This is a genomic window from Mesorhizobium sp. M4A.F.Ca.ET.090.04.2.1, from assembly GCF_003999085.1.
GTDB lineage: Bacteria > Pseudomonadota > Alphaproteobacteria > Rhizobiales > Rhizobiaceae > Mesorhizobium.
This window is the reverse complement of sequence record NZ_RZOT01000473.1, coordinates 1-4,843: the sequence shown is the minus strand read 5'-3', so window position 1 is coordinate 4,843 and position 4,843 is coordinate 1. Positions and strand designations below refer to the sequence as shown.

The window sequence follows — 4,843 nt, the reverse complement described above, 5'->3', positions numbered from 1 at the left end:
CCTTCGGCAAGTGCTGGGGCGAAATGATCGTCGAGCTGTCGCCCGAGGGCAAGCTCGAGAACCGCATCGCCGAGGAGATCGGCTCGTCCGACGATGCCAAGGTCTGGACGCTGAAGATCCGCGACGGCGTCGAATTCCACAACGGCAAGACCGTGACCGCCGAGGACGTCGCCGCCACGCTCGAGCGCCATTCGGACGAGAAGTCGAAGTCCGGCGCGCTCGGCTACATGAAGGGCATTGAGAGCATCAAGGCCAGCGGCAAGGAAGTGGTGCTGACGCTGAAGGAGGCCAATGCCGACCTTCCCTACCTGCTCAGCGACTATCACCTCATCGTCCAGCCGAACGGCGGCAAGGACAAGCCCGATGCCGGCATCGGCGCCGGCCCGTACAAGATCGTGACCAACGAGCCCGGCGTGCGCCATGTCGGCGAGCGCTTCGCCAATTACTGGCAGGGCGACAAGATGGGTCATGCCGACCAGATCGAAGTGGTCGTCATCAACGACGCGACGGCGCGCACCGCGGCCCTGCAGGGTGGCCAGGTCAACATGATCAACCGCGTCGAGCCGAAGATCGTCGACCTGATCAAGCGCGTGCCCGGCGTCACCATCCGCAACCATGCGGGCCCCGGCCACTACGTGTTCATCATGCATTGCAACACGGCGCCGTTCGACAACAACGACCTCAGGATGGCGCTGAAGCTGGCGATCGACCGCGAGGAGATGCTGAACAAGGTGCTGCGCGGCTACGGCTCGCTCGGCAACGACTTCCCGATCAACGCGTCCTACCCGCTGTTCACCGAGATCGAGCAGCGCAAGTACGATCCGGACAAGGCCAAGTTCCACTACAAGAAGTCCGGCCACGATGGTTCGGTCCTGCTCAGGACCTCCGATGTGGCTTTCCCCGGCGCCGTCGATGCAGCGCAGCTCTACCAGCAGAGCGCGGCCAAGGCCGGCATCAAGCTCGAGATCAAGCGCGAGCCGGGCGACGGCTACTGGAACGAGGTCTGGAACAAGCAGCCCTTCTGCGCCTCCTACTGGGGCGGACGCTCGACCCAGGACCAGATGTACTCGACCGCCTATCTGTCGACGGCCGACTGGAACGACACGCGCTTCAAGCGTCCGGACTTCGACAAGATGGTGCTGGCCGCGCGCGCCGAGCTCGACGAAGCCAAGCGCAAGGCGATGTACCATGACATGGCCGTCATGGTGCGCGACGAAGGCGGCCTGATCCTGCCGATGTTCAATCAGTTCATCGACGCCACGGGTGCTAAGGTCGGCGGCTGGGTCGACGATCCGCATCAGGAACTGATGAACGGTTACGCTTTGGCGAAATGCTGGCTCGAAGCTTGAGCCTGGCCTTGCGGAGATGTCCTCACCCATCGTGAAACTGGTGGCCCAGCGCGTTGCGCTGGGCATCCTCCTTTTGTTGGCCGTTTCGGTCCTGATCTTCGCCGGCACCCAGATCCTGCCCGGCGACGTCGCGCAAGCCATTCTCGGACAATCGGCGACGCCGGAGTCGCTCGCCAATCTGCGCGAGCAGCTCGGGCTGAACCAGCCTGCCTATCTCCGCTACTTCCACTGGCTGGGCGGCGTGCTCACCGGCGATCTCGGCACCGCCATGTCGAGCGGGCAGGACATCGCGACGTCGATCAAGGACCGGCTGTGGAACACGCTGTTCCTTGCCTTCTGGGCGGCGATCGTCGCCGTGCCGCTGGCGATCATCCTCGGCCTGATCGCGGTGCGCTATCGCAATGGTTGGGTCGACAAGCTGATCTCCGGCGTGGCGCTCGCCTCGACCTCGTTCCCGGAGTTCTTCATCGGCTATCTGCTCGTCTTTTACTTCGCCGTGCAGCACCAATGGTTCCCGGCCATTTCCACCGTCTATGAGGGCATGTCCTTCGGCGAGCGCATGCAGGCGATTGCGTTGCCGGCCGCGGCGCTGACGCTGGTGGTGCTGGCCCACATGATGCGCATGACGCGTGCGGCGATCCTCAACGTCATGCAGTCGGCCTATGTCGAGACGGCCGAGCTGAAGGGTCTGTCGGCTTTCGCCGTCATCCGCAAGCATGCCTTCCCGAACGCCATCGCGCCGATCATCAACGTCGTCATGCTTAACCTCGCCTACCTAGTTGTCGGCGTCGTGGTGGTCGAGGTGATCTTCGTCTATCCCGGCATGGGTCAGTACCTGGTCGACCATGTCACCAAGCGCGACGTGCCTGTCGTACAGGCGGTCGGCCTCATCTTCGCCGCCGTCTACATCAGCCTCAACATTATCGCGGACATTGCGGCGATTGTCGCCAATCCGCGGCTCAGACATCCGAAGTGAGGGGGCGGGCATGCAGACCCTGAGACGCATTCCCATCCCCTCGCTGATCGGCCTGGTGCTGACGGCGTTGTTCGTGCTGGCGGCGATCCTCGCGCCCTGGATCGCGCCGCATGGCAATGCCGAGATCGTCGGCGACGTCTGGGAACCGATGTCGTCGGCGCATTGGCTGGGCACCGACAATCTCGGCCGCGATCTTCTCTCGCGCATGATCTACGGCGCCCGCATCACCCTCTTCATAGCCGTGCTGGCGACAGCGCTGTCCTTCTCGCTCGGCGCCATACTTGGCTTCTCGGCGGCGGTGTTCGGCGGCTGGTACGACACGCTGCTGTCGCGCCTCGTCGACCTGCTGATGTCGATCCCGACGCTGATCATGGGCCTTGTCGTGCTTTCGGTGCTGCCCACCAACCTGGTGACGCTGATCCTGGTGATGGGGGTTCTCGACTCCACCCGCGTCTATCGCCTGTCGCGCGCCGTCGCCGTCGACATCAACGTCATGGACTATGTCGAGGCCGCCAAATTACGCGGCGAAGGCAGCGGCTGGATCATCTTTCGCGAGATCCTGCCCAATGCGCTGTCGCCGCTGGTCTCGGAACTCGGCCTGCGTTTCATCTATGCGGTGCTGTTCCTGTCGACGCTCTCCTTCCTCGGTCTCGGCGTCCAGCCGCCGGATGCCGACTGGGGCGGCATGGTGAAGGAAAACAAGGACGGCATCGTCTTCGGCATCGCGGCGGCGCTGATCCCGGCAGCGGCGATCGCGGCGCTTGCCATCTCGGTCAACCTTGTCGCCGACTGGGTGCTCAACCGCACGGCAAGCCTGAAGGGAGGGCGCGGCTGATGGCTGACACCAAAGCAAAGTCTGGCCTGCTGCTCGACATCCGCAACCTGCGCATCGAAGCGACCGTCTATCCGCCCGGCGAGCAGCCTAAGACCATTACCCTGGTGCACGACGTATCGCTGACGCTGGAGAAAGGCAAGGTGCTCGGCCTGATCGGCGAGTCCGGCGCCGGCAAGTCGACCATCGGCCTGTCGTCGATGGGCTATGGCCGCGGCGGCGTGCGCATCACCGGCGGCGAGGTCATCCTCAACGGTCGTGATATCCTGAAGGGCGGCAAGGAAGGCTTCCGCAGGTTGCGCGGCCGCGAGGTCTGCTACGTCGCGCAGTCGGCTGCCGCCGCCTTCAATCCGGCGCACCGGCTGATGGACCAGGTAGTCGAAGCCGCCCTTCTGCACGGCACGGCAACGCGGGCCGAGGCAGAGAAGCGCGCCGTCGCGCTGTTCAAGAAGCTCAGCCTGCCCAACCCGGAAACCATTGGCGAACGCTTTCCCCACCAGGTCTCCGGTGGCCAGCTGCAGCGCGTCATGACGGCGATGGCGCTGTGCTCCGAGCCGGACCTGATCGTCTTCGACGAGCCGACCACCGCGCTCGACGTGACGACGCAGATCGACGTGCTGGCGGCGATCAAGGACGCCATCCGCGACACGCATGTCGCGGCACTCTACATCACCCACGACCTTGCCGTCGTCGCCCAGGTGTCGGACGAGATCATGGTGTTGCGCCACGGCCGGCTGGTCGAATGGGGCGGCACCCGCCAGATCATCAAGGAACCGCGCCAGGAATACACCAACGCGCTGGTGTCGGTGCACGAGATCGCGCACCAGGAGCAACAGCCCGGCACGACGCCGGTGCTGTCGGTGAAGAACGTGACCGCCGCCTATGGCCGCAGCCATATCAAGGTGTTGAAGAACGTTTCGGTCGACATTTTTCCCGGCCAGACGCTGGCCGTCGTCGGCGAATCCGGCTCGGGCAAGTCGACGCTGGCGCGCGCCATCACCGGTCTGTTGCCGCCCGAGCAGGGCGGCGTCGTCTTCGATGGCCGCACGCTCGGCAACAAGCTCGCCGATCGGCCGAAAGAGGACCTGCGCCAGCTGCAGATGATCTATCAGATGGCCGACGTGGCGATGAATCCGCGCCAGACCGTCGGCACCATCATCGGCCGGCCGCTCGAATTCTATTTCGGCATACGCGGCAGCGAGCGCGACCGGCGCGTCGCCGAGCTGCTCGACAAGATCGAGATGGGCAAGGGCTTCGTCGACCGCTACCCGGCGGAGCTCTCCGGCGGCCAGAAGCAGCGCGTCTGCATCGCCCGCTCGCTCGCCGCCAAGCCGAAGCTGATCATCTGCGACGAGGTGACGTCGGCGCTCGACCCGCTGGTGGCCCATGGTATCCTCGAGCTTCTGCTCGGACTGCAGAAGGAAGAGGGCGTCGCCTATCTGTTCATCACCCACGACCTCGCCACGGTGAAGTCGATCGCCGATTCGATCGCGGTGATGTATCGCGGCGAGGTGGTGCGCTACGGCGCCAAAAGCAAGGTGCTGTCGCCGCCCTTCGACGCCTACACCGATCTTTTGCTATCCTCCGTCCCCGAAATGGAGATCGGCTGGCTGGAGAAGGCGATCAAGGGCCGGCGCATGGCGAGCGCGGGCAACTAGGACGCTCCTCGCGCGTCTGGGACGCCCC

4 protein-coding genes are annotated in these 4,843 nt (G+C 64.7%); all 4 read left to right on the top strand.

Annotation, left to right across the window (positions count from 1 at the left end):
- A partial coding sequence (locus EN781_RS25915; RefSeq protein ID WP_145965625.1) for an ABC transporter substrate-binding protein occupies window positions 1-1,349 on the top strand: 1,349 nt, incomplete at its 5' end.
- Window positions 1,350-1,365: 16 nt separating this feature from the next.
- On the top strand, window positions 1,366-2,325 hold the full coding sequence (locus tag EN781_RS25910; RefSeq protein WP_126056964.1) for an ABC transporter permease: 960 nt from the start codon (window positions 1,366-1,368) through the stop codon (window positions 2,323-2,325).
- 10 nt (window positions 2,326-2,335) lie between these two features.
- Complete coding sequence (locus EN781_RS25905; RefSeq protein ID WP_126056963.1) at window positions 2,336-3,160, top strand: ABC transporter permease; 825 nt, start codon at window positions 2,336-2,338, stop codon at window positions 3,158-3,160.
- Window positions 3,160-4,815, top strand: coding sequence for an ABC transporter ATP-binding protein (locus tag EN781_RS25900; protein WP_126056962.1), 1,656 nt, complete (start codon window positions 3,160-3,162; stop codon window positions 4,813-4,815). The genes EN781_RS25905 and EN781_RS25900 overlap by 1 nt, the downstream gene beginning before the upstream one ends.
- Window positions 4,816-4,843: the final 28 nt, after the last annotated feature.